Annotated in this window: 14 protein-coding genes; 6 read left to right on the top strand and 8 right to left on the bottom strand. The window is 66.2% G+C overall.

The genetic code is table 11. From position 1 onward, the window contains the following. Positions 1-54 precede the first annotated feature (54 nt). A complete protein-coding gene (locus ACO6D5_RS19930) occupies positions 55-963 on the bottom strand; it encodes a LysR substrate-binding domain-containing protein (protein WP_485826319.1) in 909 nt (302 codons plus the stop codon). A gap of 224 nt (positions 964-1187) precedes the next feature. Between ACO6D5_RS19930 and ACO6D5_RS19925 the strand changes: the two genes are divergently transcribed. Both ACO6D5_RS19925 and ACO6D5_RS19920 read left to right on the top strand, forming a co-directional pair. Beyond that, positions 1188-1973: an SDR family oxidoreductase gene (locus ACO6D5_RS19925; RefSeq protein ID WP_485826318.1), complete on the top strand. Its 786-nt coding sequence runs from the start codon at positions 1188-1190 to the stop codon at positions 1971-1973. Positions 1974-2019: 46 nt separating this feature from the next. Continuing rightward, positions 2020-2955 (top strand): dihydrodipicolinate synthase family protein, encoded by a 936-nt coding sequence (locus tag ACO6D5_RS19920; protein WP_485826317.1) that lies wholly within the window; start codon positions 2020-2022, stop codon positions 2953-2955. On the opposite strand, the gene ACO6D5_RS19915 is transcribed toward ACO6D5_RS19920, so the two are convergent. After that, entirely contained in the window at positions 2952-3377 is a 426-nt protein-coding gene (locus ACO6D5_RS19915; RefSeq protein ID WP_485826316.1) for an Hpt domain-containing protein, read from the bottom strand. The two genes, ACO6D5_RS19920 and ACO6D5_RS19915, sit on opposite strands and share 4 nt — an antisense overlap. A gap of 132 nt (positions 3378-3509) precedes the next feature. On the opposite strand from ACO6D5_RS19915, the gene ACO6D5_RS19910 reads away from it, so the two are divergent. Further along, positions 3510-4211 (top strand): response regulator, encoded by a 702-nt coding sequence (locus ACO6D5_RS19910; protein ID WP_315526740.1) that lies wholly within the window; start codon positions 3510-3512, stop codon positions 4209-4211. A gap of 13 nt (positions 4212-4224) precedes the next feature. On the opposite strand, the gene ggt is transcribed toward ACO6D5_RS19910, so the two are convergent. Together ggt and ACO6D5_RS19900 are read right to left on the bottom strand one after the other, a co-directional pair. Beyond that, the gene (gene ggt / locus ACO6D5_RS19905; RefSeq protein ID WP_315526739.1) at positions 4225-5820 is read right to left on the bottom strand and encodes a gamma-glutamyltransferase; all 1596 of its coding nucleotides are present in this window, start codon (positions 5818-5820) and stop codon (positions 4225-4227) included. 24 nt (positions 5821-5844) lie between these two features. Then, the gene (locus ACO6D5_RS19900; protein WP_485826315.1) at positions 5845-6831 is read right to left on the bottom strand and encodes a Bug family tripartite tricarboxylate transporter substrate binding protein; all 987 of its coding nucleotides are present in this window, start codon (positions 6829-6831) and stop codon (positions 5845-5847) included. Between the two features lie 216 nt (positions 6832-7047). On the opposite strand from ACO6D5_RS19900, the gene ACO6D5_RS19895 reads away from it, so the two are divergent. After that, complete coding sequence (locus ACO6D5_RS19895) at positions 7048-7704, top strand: FCD domain-containing protein (RefSeq protein WP_315526737.1); 657 nt, start codon at positions 7048-7050, stop codon at positions 7702-7704. Positions 7705-7720: 16 nt separating this feature from the next. Here the strand turns inward: ACO6D5_RS19895 and ACO6D5_RS19890 are convergent, their stop codons facing one another. Continuing rightward, complete coding sequence (locus ACO6D5_RS19890; protein ID WP_485826334.1) at positions 7721-8608, bottom strand: DMT family transporter; 888 nt, start codon at positions 8606-8608, stop codon at positions 7721-7723. Between the two features lie 43 nt (positions 8609-8651). Between ACO6D5_RS19890 and ACO6D5_RS19885 the strand changes: the two genes are divergently transcribed. Further along, positions 8652-9221, top strand: coding sequence for a helix-turn-helix domain-containing protein (locus tag ACO6D5_RS19885; protein ID WP_315526736.1), 570 nt, complete (start codon positions 8652-8654; stop codon positions 9219-9221). Positions 9222-9281: 60 nt separating this feature from the next. On the opposite strand, the gene ACO6D5_RS19880 is transcribed toward ACO6D5_RS19885, so the two are convergent. The 3 genes from ACO6D5_RS19880 to ACO6D5_RS19870 all read right to left on the bottom strand — a co-directional run bounded on the left by ACO6D5_RS19880 (position 9282) and on the right by ACO6D5_RS19870 (position 13361). Then, positions 9282-11687: a TonB-dependent siderophore receptor gene (locus tag ACO6D5_RS19880; protein ID WP_485826314.1), complete on the bottom strand. Its 2406-nt coding sequence runs from the start codon at positions 11685-11687 to the stop codon at positions 9282-9284. A 145-nt stretch (positions 11688-11832) separates the two neighbouring features. Next, on the bottom strand, positions 11833-12846 hold the full coding sequence (locus ACO6D5_RS19875) for a FecR family protein (protein ID WP_485826313.1): 1014 nt from the start codon (positions 12844-12846) through the stop codon (positions 11833-11835). Next, positions 12843-13361 carry a sigma-70 family RNA polymerase sigma factor gene (locus ACO6D5_RS19870; RefSeq protein ID WP_485826312.1) on the bottom strand — a complete coding sequence of 173 codons (519 nt, stop codon included), beginning with the start codon at positions 13359-13361 and terminating at the stop codon, positions 12843-12845. The genes ACO6D5_RS19875 and ACO6D5_RS19870 overlap by 4 nt, the downstream gene beginning before the upstream one ends. A gap of 338 nt (positions 13362-13699) precedes the next feature. Between ACO6D5_RS19870 and ACO6D5_RS19865 the strand changes: the two genes are divergently transcribed. Then, a partial coding sequence (locus tag ACO6D5_RS19865; protein WP_485826311.1) for an MFS transporter occupies positions 13700-14840 on the top strand: 1141 nt, incomplete at its 3' end.

The raw sequence follows: 14840 nt of genomic DNA, 5'->3' as shown, positions 1-14840 counted from the left end.
TGAAGAACCCGCGCTGATGCGCAGGCGGCCCTATGCGCCGCGTGACCCCATCGTCTAGGCGCTGGAACGCGCCTGCCCGCTTTCTTCCAGCAGCCAGTCCCTGAACGCGGCGACGGGCGGGGTGGCAAGCTTGTCGGGCGGCGCCAGGAAAAAATAGCCCGCGCCCGTGCTGAAGGCCTCGTCGATGGCGGGCGCCAGCACGCCTTGCTGCAACTCGTCTTCCACCAGAAACGTCGGCAGCAGCCCGATGCCGATACCGGACGCCACCGCCTGAATCAGGTGGGTGGTCAATTCGAACTGCGCGCCCCAGCGCATGGTGCGCACCGGCAGGCCGTGCGCTTCGAACCAGCGTTGCCACACCGCGGGGCGGGCCGCCACCTGAAGCAGGCTGTGCGGCGCCAGATCGGCCGGCTTGCGGATCGGATGGCTGGCGGCCAGTTCAGGGCTGATCACCGGGATGACGTGTTCGTCCATCAAGCGGTATGACGCCAGCCCGGGCCAGTCGCCGTCGCCCACGGCGATCACGGCGTCGATGCCGGCCAGGTCCAGGTCGAAGCGCGTCACCCGCGAATGCAGGTGGATCAGGATGCCGGGGTGCCGCGCGTAAAAGCGGTTCAGCCTGGGCATCAGCCATTTCGCGGTAAAGGTGGGCAGCGCGGCCAGATGGAACGCGCCGCGTCCGGTCCGGTGCGAGATCGCTTGCAGCGACGCGCTGCGGATGCGTTGCAGGGCTGCTTCCAGTTCCTTCTGATAGCGCATGCCGGCTTCGGTCAGCAGGATGCGCCGCTTCTCGCGCCGGAACAGCGCGACTTCCAGCAAATCCTCAAGGGCCTGCACCTGCCGGCTGACGGCGCTTTGCGTCAACGCAAGCTCGGTCGCGGCGCGGGTGAAGCTGAGATGGCGGGCACTGGCTTCGAATGCCAGCAGCAGCGACATGGACGGGGTCAGGCGGCGCGGATTCATTCTGGAAATACATGATCGGAAGGCGCCCACTATACCGTGCAGCTGCAATGCCCCGAGATTTAGAGCCCGCGTCCGCCAAGCGGCACATCAGATCGGATCATTCATAAAATGAATGATCTTCCTGAGTATTTTCCATTTTCACACTGACGTTGCGTGGCTGAAAATAGCACCGAAGGACGGGCGGACGCCTGCTGGTCCAAGCAAGTTCAATGACGGAGGTAACGATGGATTTGGGTATCAAGGACAAGACTGCGCTGGTGCTGGGCGCCGGCGGCGGGCTGGGTGGCGCCATTGCCGCGTCGCTGGCACAGGAAGGCGCGCGGGTGGTCGTGGCGGATCTGAACCTGGAAGCGGCCGCCGCCACGGCGGACAGGATCAAGGCGGATGGGCTGACCGCCATTCCGATGCAATGGGACCTGCGCGCGCTGGACGCGATCGACAGCCAGGTCGCATGGATCGAGTCCCACGTGGGGCCGGTCGATATCCTGGTCAACAACACGGGCGGTCCGCCGCCCACGCCTTCGTCAGGCCAAACGGCCGACCTGTGGCGCGAGCACTTCGAAGGGATGGTGCTGTCCGTCATCAAGCTGACTGACCGCGTGCTGCCCGGCATGCGCGAACGGCAGTGGGGCAGGATCATCACCAGCACCTCGTCCGGCGTGATCGCCCCGATTGCCAACCTGGGCATTTCGAACGCGCTGCGTATGTCGCTGGTGGGCTGGTCCAAGACGCTGGCGCGCGAAGTCGGCAAGGACGGCATCACGTCGAACATCGTATTGCCCGGCCGCATCGCCACCGCCCGCATCTCGTTCCTGGACGAGGCGCGCGCCAAGCGCGAAGGGCGCAGCGTGGAAGAGGTCAGCCGCGAAAGCACCGGCAGCATTCCGGTAGGCCGCTATGGAGACCCGAAGGAATACGGCGACGCCGTGGCCTTCCTGGCCAGCGCGCGCGCCAGCTACATCACCGGATCGACGATCCGCGTGGACGGCGGCCTGATCGCCAGCATCTGAACGCGGTCCGGACCACTCGGATCCAAGACATTCAAGGACATTGAAAATGAAACTGACTGCTGACGCCAAGGGCGTATTCCCCATCGCACCCACCCCGTTCTTCGACGACGGCGCGGTGGACCACGCGTCGATCGACCGGATGATGGATTTCTACCAGTCTTGCGGCGCGACCGGCCTGACGGTGCTGGGCCAGTTGGGCGAAGCGCCCAAGCTGGATTTCGCGGAATCGCTGGACATCGCGTCGCAAGTCATCGGCAAGGCCGGCGCCATGCCCATCGTGGTGGGCGTGTCGGCCCCGGGGTTCGCATCGATGCGCTCGCTGACGCGCGCCGTGATGGACCTGGGCGCTGCCGGCGTGATGATCGCGCCGCCCAATACCTTGCGCACCGACGACCAGATCGTCACCTACTACCACCAGGCGGTCGAGGCCATCGGCGACGACGTGCCGTTCGTGCTGCAGGACTACCCGCTGACGTTCTCCGTCCAGATGGCGCCGTCGGTCATCCGGCGTATCGTGACCGACCTGGCGTCGTGCGTGATGCTCAAGCACGAAGACTGGCCCGGCCTGGAAAAGATCTCGGCGCTGCGCCGCTTCGAGGCTGAAGGGGCGATGCGCCACATTTCGATCCTGTGCGGCAACAACGGGCTGTTCCTGGATTACGAGATGGCGCGCGGCGCAGACGGCGCCAACACCGGCTATTGCTTTCCCGACATGTTGTGCGACTTCGTCAAATGGGTGGGCGAGGGTAAACGGGAGGCCGCGCATGATCTGTTCGATGCGCACTTGCCGCTGCTGCGCTATGAGCAGCAACCGGGCGTGGGGCTGGCAGTGCGCAAGTACGTGATGATGCGCCGGGGCATCCTTTCCAGCGCGGCGCAGCGCCGCCCGGGCGCCGCCCTGACGCCCGCCGCGAAGGCCGAGGTGGACCATCTGCTGACCCGCCTGGCCAAGCACGATCCGCGCGCCGGGGGGCTGGTCTAAGCGTCCAGCGGGTCTTGCGCGTCTTGTGTGTCCTGCGCGATCCGGCGAAAGGACTCGCTGAATTCCTCCAGGGCGATTTCAAGGCGGCGGGCGCAGGCATCAAGTTCCGATGCGCCCGCTTGCGGATCGGCGCAGAGCCGTCCCAGCGCAGTGCAAAGCGCGCTTAGCTGGCCGTCGCCCGTCATCTGGGCGGCGCCCTTGATGCGGTGGGCCAGCAGGCTCAAGCCTGCGCGATCCTGGTTGGCAAGCAGCATGCGCACTTGCAGGATGTCCTGGTCGTTGACGGTGCTGAAGGCATGCGCCAACTCATGGATGCGCGCGGGATCGGCAGAGGTCAGGTCGACCAGCACGCGCCACCGTTGCGCGTGGCGCGCCGAGCGGGACGGGGAGGGCGTGTCGCGGGGAGGGAATGTCTGGCTCATGCCCAGCCATTGTGCCGCATAGTGACTTTCGTAATTTTCCTATTTTTTTATCAGAGATACGACAGCACTATGTGCGGTATGCCGAAAAGTGTTTTCAACTCGGCGCCCCCGCCAATGCGAATCACCCGTCTTATGCCATCCCGATACATACGCGTCATTGTTGCCGACGACCATCCTGCAGTGGCCCTCGGCGTCAGTTACGAATTGGGCCAGGACCCGGCGATCGACGTCATCGGATGCGCCGAGAATTCCACGGACCTTGTCGCTCTGCTTGATGCACAGCCGTGCGATGTCGTGGTGTCCGACTACACCATGCCGGGCGGCAAGTATGGCGACGGGCTGGCATTGATTTCCTTGCTGCGGCGGCGGTTTCCCGGACTGCGTATCGCGGTGCTGACCATGATCGATACGCCCACGTTGATCCGGGCTCTGCTGGGGCGCCACAATGTCTGCGTGTTGAGCAAATCCGATGCCACCAGCCACATCATCACCGCGGTCCATGCCGTGTACCTGGGCAAGACCTACTATTCGCCCAGGATCAAGGGCATGCTCATCGATCAGGCGTTCACGATGGGAAGCATGCGCCTGACCCGGCGCGAGGCCGAGATCGTCCGCTTGCTCTGCGCGGGGGCGACGGTGACCGAAATTGCGCAGCAGTCGCACCGTAGCGTGCAGACGGTCAGCTCGCAGAAAAGAAGCGCAATGAAAAAGCTGGGCATCGAACGCGACGCCGACCTGATCCTGTATGGCGCCGACGCTGCTAGAGACCCTTTGGGAGAAAGCGGGACGCGGGCGCTTTGGCGGCCAGACCCGACCGCCTGGCGCCGCGCATGAAACCCTTGCCTGCTTAGAAGCCCACCGCCTGTCCGTCGCGGCGCGAGTCTGATGCGGCCATATAGCCACCCTGCGGCAAGCGGCAGATCAACTGGGCGGACCCGAATTCCAGGCTGTCTGCCGGCGCCACCGCCACGTTGTGGCCGCGGGCGCGCAGCGTCTCCACGACGTCCGCCGGCAGGTGTGATTCCACGTTGACGACGGGGCCCTTTTCCACACGGAAGCGCGGCGCGTCGCTCATGGCCTGCGGGTTCTGGCCGAACGCAGCCAGACGCGTCACCATCTGCAGATGGCCCTGCGCCTGCATCGATCCGCCCATCACCCCGAACGACATCAGTGGTTGGCCGCCGCGCGTAACGAACGCGGGAATGATCGTGTGCATGGGCTTCTTGCGCGGGGCGACCTGATTGGCATGGCCCGGCGTCAGCACGAAATTCAGGCCACGGTTGTGCAGGCTGATGCCGGTTCCAGGCACGACTACGCCCGAGCCGAAGCCGTGGTAGTTGGACTGGATGAAGGACACCATGGTGCCGCTCGCATCCGCCGCCGTCAGGTAGACCGTGCCGCCGGTGGCGGGCGTGCCCGCGGTGGGGACGCTGGCGCGGTCCATGGAAATCAGGCGCGCGCGCTCGGTCAGGTAGGCGCGGTCAAGCAGCGCGCGGGCATCGGTGCGCATGTGGCGCGGGTCCGCCACGTGGTGGTGCAGGTCCGCGAAGGCCAGCTTCATCGCTTCGATGCTGACGTGGTAGTAGTCGGCGCTGTCGCGGCCCATGCCTTCCAGGTCGAACTGCTCGAGCATGCCCAGCGCCATCAGCGCGGAAATGCCCTGGCCGTTGGGCGGGATCTCGTGCAGCTCGACGTCGCGGAACGACTGCGAGATGGGCGCGACCCATTCGGGGCGGTGTTCGGCCAGGTCGGCGGCGCTTAGCGCGCCACCCGTCTGGCTCGCGTAGTCCGTGATCTTGCGGGCGAGTTCGCCGCGGTAGAAGCTGTCGCCGCCGCTTTCGGCGATGTCGCGCAGGGTCTTGGCCTGGGCAGGGAAACGCCACCATTCGCCGGCTTGCGGCGCGCGGCCTTGCGGCAGGAAGGCCTCGGCGAAGCCGGGCTCGTGCGCCAGCTTGGGCGCTTGCGTGGCCCATTGCCGCGCGATGGTGGGCGATACGGCGAAGCCCTCTTCGGCATAGGCGATGGCGGGTTCGAACAGGGTGGCGAACGGCAGCTTGCCGAAGCGCTCGGACAGGGCCTTCCAGCCTGCCACCTGGCCGGGCACGGTGACGGTGCCCCAACCCGTGCCGGGCATGGCGTCGCGCCCGTTGAAGTATTCGGGCGTCCATGCGGCCGGCGCGCAGCCGCTGGAGTTCAAGCCATGCAGGCGGCCGTCATGCCAGACCAGCGCGAACATGTCGCCGCCGATCCCGTTCATGACGGGTTCGACGACGGTGAGGGCGATCGCGGTGGCAATGGCGCTGTCAACGGCATTGCCACCGGCCAGCAGCATGCGTAGTCCCGCCTGCGCGGCCAGCGGCTGGCTGGTCGCGACCGCATTGGCGGCCAGGACCGGCATTTTTCGGGAAGCGTACGGAAAAGACCAATCGAAGGGGGAGGACATGGATGCTGGAACTCGTAGAAAGGATTACTGCGGGGTGATGCCGGCTTGGTCGATCAACTGTTTGGTGCGCGGGATTTCGGCCTTGATGAAGGCGGCGAATTCCTCGCGGCTGCCGCCGCGCGGTTCGGCGCCGGCTTCGGCGAGCTTACCGCGCAATGCCGGATCGGCCAGCACCTTGTTCACGGCGCGGTTCAGTTTGTCGAGGATCGGCGCGGGCGTGCCTTCGGGCGCGACCAGACCGTACCACGGCGCGATGTCGTAGCCGGCGTAGCCTTGTTCCGCGATGGTGGGGATGTCCGGGGCCAGCGTCGAGCGCTGGGGATTCGACATGCCCAGCGCCAGCAACGAACCGCTCTTGACCTGGGGCAGGCCGGTCATGATGGTGTCGAAGTACATCGACACCTGGCCGGAGAGCAGGGCCGGAATGGCTTCGCCCGCGCCCTTGTACGGCACGTGCAGGATATCGATGCCGGCGATGGACTTCAGCATTTCGCCCGCCATGTGCGAGGTGGTGCCGGTGCCGAACGAGGCATACGTCAACTTGCCCGGGTTGGCACGGGCGTACGCGACCATTTCGGGCAGAGTCTTGAAGGGCTGCTGCGGGTTGGCCAACAGGATGTTGGGCGTATAGGCGACCATGGACACCAGCGCAAAAGCGTCCGGGTCATAGGCCAGGCGCTTCTGCAGGAAGCGGTTCGTGACGACGGCGGCGGGGCCGCCCATCAGCAGCGTGTAGCCGTCCGGCGCCGAGCGCGCCACCGAGGCGCTGCCGATGGCGGCCGCGGCGCCCGGGCGGGCTTCCACGACGAAGGGCTGGCCGAGTTCGGTGGCCAGCGCGGCGCCCAACTGGCGCGAGATCAGATCGGTGGCGGAACCGGCCTGGAAGGGCACGACGATGCGCACGGGATGTTGCGGCCAATCGGTGGCCGAGGCGGCGGCTTGCGCGCCGGCCTGGGCCGCGAAGGCAACGGCGGCGGCGCCGGCCAGCGTCCGGATGAGACGAAATTTCATGGATTCCCCTTGATCGCGTTATGGAAAACGAGTGCCGCCGGGCGGGTCTGATGCCCGTTCCAGCGCGCCGGCCGCAGCAAAGCGCCCTGCCAGGAGAATTAAACGGGAAGGGCGGGGTCCGGCCTATTGGTATTTGCATCCATGGATCACTGGATCCAGTTTGTGTTATTTTTGCGTTTATCTATCATTGCGGCTTTCCAAGCCCTGGGGACGACGATGCTGCAATTTCAGAAGACAGCGATCAGCGCCGAAGACGAGGCGTACTTGCATTTGCAGCGCGAGATCCGGCTGGGCCGCTATGCGCCCGGCCAGCGGCTGGTGCCGGACGTCGTCGCCGCCGAGATCGGCACCAGCCGCATGCCCGTGCGGGGCGCCCTGCGCCGGCTGGCCTCTGAAGGCCTGGTGGAAATCCGCGCCAATCGTGGCGCGGTAGTGCGCGGCCTGAATCAGCAGGAAATGCTGGAAGTGTTTGAAATGCGCTCGGTGCTGGAAGGCCTGGCGATGCGCAACGCCGTGCTGCACATGAATGCGGAGCACATCCGCCGACTGTCCAGCTTGCTGGACCAGCTGGAGCAGGGATCCGGCGACTATCTGGACTGGACCACCGCGCACCGCGAATTCCACGAATACCTGTGCGGCTTCTGCCAGCAGCCGCGGCTGCTGCGCCAGATCTCCGAACTGCATTCCGTGGTGGAACCCTATATGCGCCTATGGGCGGCCCAGCCCGGCCGCGTCCTGCGCGTGCGCGAATCGCATCAGGAATTGATCGATGCGCTGCAGACCCGTGACCCCGCCCGCTGCGAGGCCGCCATGCGCCAGCACGTGCTGAATACGGTTCCCGCCTTGCAGGCGTTCCTGGAACAAGCGGCCTGAGCGGGGCCGGGCCGTATCAGGCTTCGTTCAAGCGGACTTCCACGGGTGTCTTCCGGCGGAACTTGATTTCGCTGGCAAGCACCCCGGCCACGATCAACGCGGCGCCTGCCAGCGCCAGCGCCGGCAGCCGGTCGCCCGCCAGGCGGCCGACGATGCCGCCCCAGACCGGTTCGCCCGCGTAGATGACCGTGGCGCGGGTGGGCGAGACGGACTTCTGCGCCCAGTTCATCGTCAACTGGATCACGGCGCTGGCAAGTCCCAGGCCGATGGCCGCGCCGGCCCACAGCCACGAGAAAGCAGGAACCGATTCGCCCAACGCCGGCATCAGCGCGAATGACACCACGCCGGCGGTCAACAACTGCACCGCGGTCACGCGGCGGCTATCCACGCGCTTGGCGAACAGGCCGATCAGGATGATCTCGGCGGCGATGGCGACCGCGCCGGCCAAGGTGGCGAGTTCGCCCGGGCTGAAGCTGAGCGAACCCGCTTCGGGACCCGCCAGCAGGATCAGCCCGGTGAAGGCCAGCGCCACGCCTATCCAGCTCATCAGGCCCGGCGGGCGCTTCAGCACCGCCCACTGCAGCAGCGGCACAATGGGCACGTACAGCGCCGTGATAAAGGCGGATTGGCTGCTGGTGATGGTACGCAGGCCGTGCGTCTGCAGGTAGTACCCCAGGAACAATGCGCAGCCGATGGCGATGCCTGCGCCAATTTCGAATCGGGTGATGCCCATCATGTGCTTGCCGAACAGCAGCATCGTCACCAGACCGGCAATGGTGAATCGCACGCCTACGAAGAACAGCGGTCCGCTATGCTGCATGGCAATGTGAATGATGAGGAACGTGCTTCCCCACAGCATGGTGACCAGCACCAGGGCGATTTCCTGGCGCGTCAGGGCGAACATCGATGTCTTGGGCTGCACGATTGACTTCAATAGCTACGAAATTATGAGCAATATACTGCACATTACGCCGGCCGGCAGCGATGTCCTCACGCACGTGGGGGCCAATTTGCGCCGGATCCGCAAGCAGGCCGGATTAAGCCAGACGAACCTGGCCGACGCCTCCGGCATCAGCCGGCGCATGATTGCCGGCCTGGAGGGCGGCGGGGCGAACATCAGCCTGTCCAGCCTGGATAAGTTGGCCGGCGCGTTGGGGGTGGGCTTCGTGGATCTGGTCAGCGACCCCAACCGAGAACGGCGCCGGATCGAAGCCATGGCCTGGCGCGGCGAACGGCCGGGCAGCCAGGCCGTGCTGCTGGGCGCGGCGCCCGCCAGTTGCGAGGCGCAGCTATGGATATGGACGTTGGCGCCGGGTGAACGGTACCTGGCTGAGCCCGATCCGCAGGGGTGGCACGAGATGGTCTACGTGCTTGAAGGGGCGTTGCGGCTGGCGCTGTCCGGCGTGTCGCAAACCGTCGGGACCGACGATTTCGCCATTTACAGCAGCGCGCAGCCCTACGCTTACTTCAATGACGGGGACTCGCGCTTGCGCTTCGTTCGCAATGTGCTCCGATAGGAGGCTTGCGGGGAGCAGACGCGCGCAAGCCCCGTTCAGGAGCGTGCGCGCGCTTTCGGCCTAGAACTCGTACTTCAAGGTGGCGACGACGTTGCGCTCTTCGCCGTAGTAGCAGTAGTTCAGGCTGGCGCACGACGCCACATAGGTCTTGTCCAGCAGGTTGTTGGCGGCCACGCGCACGCTCATCCCCTTGAGCGCCGAGGACAGCCGGCCCAGGTCGTAGCGCACCGACAGGTCCACCAGCGTATAGGCCGGCACCTTCAGCGTGTTGGCGCTGTCGGCCCAGCTTGTGCCCACGTAGCGCACACCCGCGCCCACGCCCAGTCCGGAGTCGAACTGGTAATCGCCCCACAGGGACGCCATGTGGCGCGGCGCCTGGTAAGGGGTGTTGCCGGCCAGGCCTTCGGTGGATTCGCGGTACGTCATCGCGGTGAAGGTGTAGGCGGCCAGCACGGTGAAGTTGTCGGTCAGGCGCGCCTTGCCTTCCAGTTCGATCCCGCGCGACCGCACCTTGCCCGCGGGCGTGTAGTAGGTCTGCGCCAGCACGCGGTTGGCCACGTTGTCCTGCGTCAGGTCGAAGGCGGCCAGCGTCACCATGTTCTCGGTGCCGGGCGGCTGGAACTTCACGCCCGCTTCGTATTGCTTGCTTTGGGTGGGCGGCAGCAGATTGCCTTGCTGGTCCGTGTAGGCATTGGGGTTGAAGGACTCGCTGTAGCTCACGTAGGGCGACACGCCGTTGTCGAACAGGTACACCAATCCCGCGCGCTTGGTGAACTTGGATCCGCTCCAGCTTTGCTTGGACGCGTAGTCGCCGGTACGGCTGGATTCGGTCGTGCGGACCTCGTCCTGGCGGCCGCTCAGGGTCAGGCGCCAGCGGTCATAGGCCAACTGGTCTTGCAGGTAGAAGCCGGTCTGCTCCAGGCGGCGGTCGAAGAAGGTGCGGCTGGCGATCTGCACATTTCCGTCGGCATAGTCGGGATGGAAGGCGTCCAGATTGGACGCCGTGCCGGAATCCCATCGGCCGTCGGCGTGGCGGTTCTGGTAGTCCAGGCCCAGCAGCACGGTGTGCTTGACCGCGCCGGTCTCGAACTTGCCCTGCAACTGGTTGTCGATGGCGAACGCGTTCAGCGATTCATCGGCGCCCGAGTAATAGCGGTTCAGCTCCGTGCCGTTGGCCCAGCCGTAGCCGTAGACCTGCTTGAGCGCGACGTCGGACGAGACATACCGCGCGTTCTGGCGGAACGTCCAGCGATCGTTGAAGCGGTGGTCGAACTGATAGCTGAAGATGCGCTCGTTGCGCTTGAATTCGTTGTTGTCCGGATCGGAGTCCACGAAATGGCGCGAGATGCGCTGGCCGGCATGGTCGTTGGTGATGCTGGCGTCGGCCGGCACGCCGCTGTGGAAACCGCCGCTGGGATCGCGCTGCAGATAGGCCTGCAGCAGCAGGCTGGTGTCCGGCGTGAAGTTGAACATCACCTGCGGGGCGATCGCATAGCGTTCTTCGCGCGTGTTGTCGAACTGGGTGTCGGTGGAGCGGCCCAGGCCGGTGACGCGATACGCCACCTTGCCGTTGTCGTCCACCGGACCGGCGACGTCGAAGCCGGCGCTTTTCTGCCCCTGGGTGCCGTAGGACACCTCCACCGAACGGTACGGCTCGAACAGCGGGCGCTTGCTGGTCAGCTGCACCAGGCCGCCGGGGGCGCTGCGGCCGAACAGCACGGATGACGGGCCGCGGAACACGTCGATGCGCTCGACGAAGTAGGGATCGATCTGGATCGAACTGAAGGTGCCGGAATCGCTCAGCAGCTTCAGGCCGTCGTAGATGGTGTTGTCCGTGCTGTTCTCGATGAAGCCGCGCAGCGCCACATAGTCGTAACGGTCGGCGGCGCCGACCAGACCCGTGAAGGCGCCGGGCGTGTAGCGCAGCGCTTCCGTCACGCTGCGGGGCTTCTGTTCGTCGATCTGTTCGCGCGTCACGACCGACACCGACTGCGGCGTCTCGATCAGCGGCGTATCCGTCTTGGTGGCGCTGGAACTGGTCGAGGCCAGCAGGCCCGAGGTCGGGTCCAGCGCGCCGGGCACGCTCTGGCCGCTGACGCGCACGGCGGGCAGCGTGGTGGTGCCGGGTACGGGCGCGGCCACCAGCACGTAGCCGCCCGCACTGCGCGAGGCGGTGAAACCGCTGCCGGCCAGCAGCACGCGGAAGCCGTCATCGACGCGGTAGCGTCCGCTCAGCCCATTGGTGGTCAAGCCCTGGATGCGGTTGGCGTCCACGGAAATCGCCACGCCCGCCTGCTGGGCATAGCGGTTCAAGGCCGGGGCCAACGGGCCGGCGGCGATGTCGAACGGGATCGCGGCGTCGGTCTGCTGTTGGGCGTGGGCGGGCAGGGCGGCCGCGCCCAACGTGGCCAGCAGCAGGCTGAAGGCCAGCGGGGTGTAGCGAAGGTTCAAAGTCGGCAGGGGCATGGAAAGTTCCGTGTGCGTGAGTGTCCTGATTGCTATGACGCACCAGATCGGAAAAGCGGAACAAAGAAAAGGCCCCTGCGCCGCACACGCTTCGCGCGCTTGCTGCCCCTTGAGGGGGCGCTTTTGTCTTGGCGGCAAACGATCTCTATCGGACAGGGCCGGCCCGATCCACGATGACGACCCAGGGCGTCATCGTGCGCACCCGGATGGGGAAGCTGCTGGCCAGCAGTTGCAGGGCGCGGTCGGGATCGTCCAGGGGCAGGACGGCGTTGACCTGCATGCCGGCCAGCGCGTCGCGGTCTACGCGCAAGAGGCCGCTGCGGTAGCGGCCCAGCAATTCCAGCACATCGGCCAGCGGCTTGTCCTGCACGACCAGGCGGCGGTATTTCCAGGCGTCTTCGACGGCCGCCGCGTCCAGCGGCTGCGGCGCGCCCACGCCTTGGGCGGTGATGCGCACCTGCTCGCCGGCCTGCACCTGCCGCGCATGGTCCGGGGCGGCGTCGTCGCGGGCGGTGGCCAGCACCTTGGATTCCAGCATGCTCAGTACCGTCACGCCGGATTCCGCGCTGACCACGAAGCGGGTGCCCAACGCGCGCACGCTGCCCTGCGCGGTGCGCACCACGAAGGGCCGCGTCGCGTCATGGGCGACTTCCACCAGGATGTCGCCGCGCACCAATTCGACTTCGCGGCGCTGCGGGTCGAAGTTGAGATTGACCGCCGTGCCTGGCTCCAGCGTCACGCGGCTCTGGTCGGCGAGCACGTGGGTTTGCCATTGGCCGGCGCCACTGCGCATATCCGCCAACAGATAGGACGACGGATAGAAATGCAGGAACACGGCCAGCGGCGTGGCCAGCGCTGCCGCCAGCGCCAGGGCGGCGGCACGTCGGATGCGGCGCCGCCTGCCGCCGGCCCAGCCGGCCTTCAGGCCGGCATGCAACGGCGAGGTCTGTCCGCCGGCATCGTCGCGCAATGCGCCCAGTTGCGTCAGCACGGCTTGCATTCGCCGCGCCGCGGCGTCGTGGCGAGGGTCCTGCCGCTTCCAGGCATCGAAGCCCGCACGCAGGCGGTCGCGGTCGGCCGCGCTGGCGTCGTCGTCGGTCAAGCGCATCAGCCATTGGGCCGCTTCGCGGGCGATGTCCTGGGCGCCGGCGGTGCTCATGCGTCCACCGCGTCGTGGCAATGCAGCAGCGCCGACACCAGGTACTTGCGCACCATGCGGTCGGTCACGCCCAGCTTGGTGGCGATCTCGGCATGCGTGTCGCCATCCAGGTAGTGCAGCAAAAAGGCCTGGCGCGGACGGTCCGCCAGGCCTTCCAGGATGGCGCTGATCTGGGCCAACGCCTGCGACGTCATCAGGATCTGTTCGGGCGAGGGCGCGCCCGGGTGGTCGGCCATGGCCAGGCTCAATTCGGCCAGATAGGCGTCTTCCACTTGACGGCGGCGGGCCTGGTCGATGATCAGCCGGCTGGCGGTCACCGACAGGAAGGCGCGAGGCTCACGCACTGCGGCCAGGGCGTCGCGCGACGCCAGGATGCGCGCGAAGGTGTCGTGCGCCATGTCGGCCGCATTGTGCGGGCAGCCCAGCTTCTTCTTCAGCCACGCCAGCAGCCAGCCGCCGTGGTCGACGTACCAGGCGTGCAGCTCGGAATCGGGGCGGGAGGTTGCCGAAGGCATGAAGAACGCGCGGTGGCCGAAATGACGAAAGGCCACCCGTCGGGCAGCTCATGAATGAAAATCGATATCAATTATATTTGCTTCGCCGAATTTTGCGAGTCTGGCGAAAGTGTCCGCTGAGCGAACCTGAATTCCGGCAGCGGGACGGCGGCTGCACGGCCGGCTTATAGCCGGGAGTAATATGTCGCGTCTGGCGGCTCCAGCCGTCGGCAAGAACAAGCCGATTCACGCCTCGCCCTTCCCACCCGTGTCGATAGCGGATTCGTTCCGCGCCTTCCCTGCGGTGTCTGCAAGCCCTGGCGCATGAACGGCCATAAGAAGACATCGAGGAGAAGCACTTGGACAAGCAAGAGTCGGGCGGCTGGTATTTCGGCTGGAACATCGTCGGCGCCGCCGCGGTACTCACCCTGTTGACGGTCGGCCTGCGCATGGGCATCGGACCGTTCTTCCTGCCGATGGCGGACGGGCTGGGATTTTCGCGCAGCCTGCTGTCGGGCATCGTCGCGATCGGCATGCTGTGCTACGGCCTGGCCATGCCGTTGGCCGGCTATCTGGTCAGCACGCGCGGCACGCGGTTTGTGCTGCTGACGGGCACGGCCATTGTCGTGGCGTCGTCCTTGTGGACGGTGTTCGCCCGAGGCCCCATCGAATTCCTGCTGTCGTTCGGCGTGGCGCTGTCCATCGGCCTGGCGTTCACCAGCCCCGTGGCGCTGACGCCTGTCATCAGCCGCTGGTTCACCCGCCAGCGCGGCATGGCGCTGTTCTTCCTGTCTACCGGATCGATGGCGGGCATCGCCCTGATGACGCCTACCCTGACCTTCGCGATCGAAGCCGTGGGCTGGCAGGAAACGCTGCTGGCGTTTGCCGTGCTGTTCGCCTTGCTGACCGTGCCGGTCGCGCTCTTCATCATGCGCGACACGGCGCCCGAACACACTGACCTGCTGCCGCACCAGATCATCGACAACAAGTCGTCCGCCAAGCCCGCGGCCCGCGGGCCGGCGCCGAACGTGCGCGATGCCTTGCGCACGCTGCCGTTCTGGCAGGTGGCATTGGGGCTGTTCGCCTGTGGCTACAGCATGAACCTGCTGGGCACGCACGGCATGCCGATGCTGATGGACCATGGTTTTGACGCCACCACCAGCTCGCTGGGCATCGGGCTGATTGGTCTGGTCGCGATCTTCAGCACGCTGGTATTGGGCCGCATGTCGGACCAGGTCGAGCGCCGCAACATCCTGGCCGCGATCTATCTGGTGCGGGGTCTGGGATTCTTCGCGTTGGTCATGGTGGGCGCGCACTGGGAGCTCTATGCCGCAGCCACCATCGGCGGCATTGTCTGGGCCGGCAGCATCGCCTTGTCATCGGCAATACTTGCCGACGTCTACGGCATCCGCCTCGTCGGAGTGCTGTATGGCCTGACGTATCTGGGCCATCAGGTGGGCGGCATGATCAGTTCGTGGCTGGGCGGGTGGGCGTTCGATA

This window comes from Achromobacter sp. (assembly GCF_057314935.1).
Note: the sequence above shows the minus strand (reverse complement) of the source record. Positions and strands in the feature narration are given on the sequence as shown.

Coding starts and splice junctions, on each gene's coding strand:
- ACO6D5_RS19930 (WP_485826319.1), bottom strand. CDS start 963: ATGAATCCGCGCCGCCTGACCCCGTCCATGTCGCTGCTGCTGGCATTC.
- ACO6D5_RS19925 (WP_485826318.1), top strand. CDS start 1,188: ATGGATTTGGGTATCAAGGACAAGACTGCGCTGGTGCTGGGCGCCGGC.
- ACO6D5_RS19920 (WP_485826317.1), top strand. CDS start 2,020: ATGAAACTGACTGCTGACGCCAAGGGCGTATTCCCCATCGCACCCACC.
- ACO6D5_RS19915 (WP_485826316.1), bottom strand. CDS start 3,377: ATGAGCCAGACATTCCCTCCCCGCGACACGCCCTCCCCGTCCCGCTCG.
- ACO6D5_RS19910 (WP_315526740.1), top strand. CDS start 3,510: ATGCCATCCCGATACATACGCGTCATTGTTGCCGACGACCATCCTGCA.
- ggt (WP_315526739.1), bottom strand. CDS start 5,820: ATGTCCTCCCCCTTCGATTGGTCTTTTCCGTACGCTTCCCGAAAAATG.
- ACO6D5_RS19900 (WP_485826315.1), bottom strand. CDS start 6,831: ATGAAATTTCGTCTCATCCGGACGCTGGCCGGCGCCGCCGCCGTTGCC.
- ACO6D5_RS19895 (WP_315526737.1), top strand. CDS start 7,048: ATGCTGCAATTTCAGAAGACAGCGATCAGCGCCGAAGACGAGGCGTAC.
- ACO6D5_RS19890 (WP_485826334.1), bottom strand. CDS start 8,608: ATGTTCGCCCTGACGCGCCAGGAAATCGCCCTGGTGCTGGTCACCATG.
- ACO6D5_RS19885 (WP_315526736.1), top strand. CDS start 8,652: ATGAGCAATATACTGCACATTACGCCGGCCGGCAGCGATGTCCTCACG.
- ACO6D5_RS19880 (WP_485826314.1), bottom strand. CDS start 11,687: ATGCCCCTGCCGACTTTGAACCTTCGCTACACCCCGCTGGCCTTCAGC.
- ACO6D5_RS19875 (WP_485826313.1), bottom strand. CDS start 12,846: ATGAGCACCGCCGGCGCCCAGGACATCGCCCGCGAAGCGGCCCAATGG.
- ACO6D5_RS19870 (WP_485826312.1), bottom strand. CDS start 13,361: ATGCCTTCGGCAACCTCCCGCCCCGATTCCGAGCTGCACGCCTGGTAC.